Source organism: Methylomonas rivi, assembly GCF_024505165.1.
Lineage (GTDB): Bacteria > Pseudomonadota > Gammaproteobacteria > Methylococcales > Methylomonadaceae > Methylomonas > Methylomonas rivi.
On record NZ_JANIBK010000298.1, the window covers coordinates 1 to 1,586 of the forward strand.

Annotated in this window: 2 protein-coding genes; both read left to right on the plus strand. The window is 61.2% G+C overall.

The annotated features are described in order from the left end of the window. Positions 1–865, plus strand: an 865-nt coding sequence (locus tag NP596_RS21265; protein ID WP_256617381.1) for a ChuX/HutX family heme-like substrate-binding protein, incomplete at its 5' end; no start/stop codon positions are given. Between the two features lie 34 nt (positions 866–899). Continuing rightward, positions 900–1,445 (plus strand): HugZ family pyridoxamine 5'-phosphate oxidase, encoded by a 546-nt coding sequence (locus NP596_RS21270; protein ID WP_256617382.1) that lies wholly within the window; start codon positions 900–902, stop codon positions 1,443–1,445. The last annotated feature ends 141 nt before the right edge of the window (positions 1,446–1,586 follow it).

The window sequence follows — 1,586 nt, forward strand, 5'->3', positions numbered from 1 at the left end:
GGTCCGGCTGGACGGCCCCTGGCCGGCGCTGCTGGCGGAAATCGGCGAGCTCGGCGTGCTGATGGGCTTAACCCGCAACGACGAAGCAGTGCATGAAAAAACCGGCCGCTATGACCGGATCGCGACGGCGGGCGACTGGTTGCTATTATCCGGCCACGGGGTGGACACGGCCTTGTTGACCGGGCATTGGCACGCCGGCTTTGCGGTATGCGAAGCCACCCGGATCGGCGAACGCCGCAGTCTGCAGTTTTTCGATGCGCGCGGCGCGGCGGTCTACAAGCTCTACCTGACCGAACAAGCCGACCGCGCCCGTTACCAACGCCTGGTCGATGCCTACCGCGCCGCGGACCAATCCCCCAAGCTGGACTTGCCGGCCGGCTCCCTGCCCGCCGGCGCCGATTCGAGCGCCGTGCCAGGCCTGCCGGAACGCTGGCAACGTTGGTTCAAGGCCGGTTTTTTTGCCGGTCAGGAAACCGGCATCCCGTCGAGCCGGTCTATCGGCATCCCGGTATTTACGCAATTCATGCTGCAACTGGCGGATATGCTGCTGCCGATACAAATCATCGTCCGCAACCAAGCCGCCATCCAGGTGCATGAAGGCCCGATTAGGAATCTGATGATCGGCGGACCCTGGTTCAACGTGTTGGACGACGACTTTAATCTGCATCTCAACCACAGCGCCATAGCCGGCCTGCGGACCGTCAATCTCCCGTATCGCGGGCATAACCTGCAGGGTTTGCAGCTACGCAACGCACACGGGCAAACCATTGCCTCCCTGTTTGGGCAATACGATCCGGCCGGCGGCGATAACACGCTCTGGAACGACTTATTGGCCGGGTTGCCCGGCGAAAACGCCAACCTTTAAACACTCTCGGAAACCGCATTTAGCGAGGAAAACCATGAACGAAAAAACCATCGATTTCGACCAAGTCCGGGCCGCTTATTCGGCCTTGCCGGAAAGCTTCGCATCCACGCTGATGGCGACCGTCAGCGTGGCCGGCGAACCGGAAGCCAGTTACGCCGCTTATATCAAACATGACGGCCATTACTACGTGTATGTCAGCGAACTGGCCGCCCATACCCGGAATTTGCTGGATAACGGCCGGGTCTGCCTGTTGTTCGTCGAAGACGAAGACAAGGCGGCGCATTTATTTGCCCGCCAGCGCGTCACCTTCCATTGTTCCGCGCTGGAGGTGGACCGCGACACGGCGGCCTTCGACTATATCCTCGGCCTGTTCGAGGAAAAATTCGGCGGCTTTATCAAACAGTTGCAAAAAATGCAGGACTTTCATCTGTTCCGCATCCGTCCGGAACGCGGCAGCTTCGTGCAGGGTTTCGCCCGGGCCTTTGCCATCGAGGGCGAGGATATGGCGCAAATCCGCCATATCAACGACGCCGGCCACCAGGAAAAGCCCAAGGCTGAACCGGCCGAAGCCGCGGCCTGAGCGGCGGCCCCGTGCAACAACTTGAAGAAGACGTTTTTATGAGCGCAATCAAACCCTGGCTTTGCCGGCTGCTGTTCGCCGCCAACCTTGGCCTCGCCCTGTCCCCGGCCGCCGCCGAAGTGCCGCCGCGCATCGTCTCGG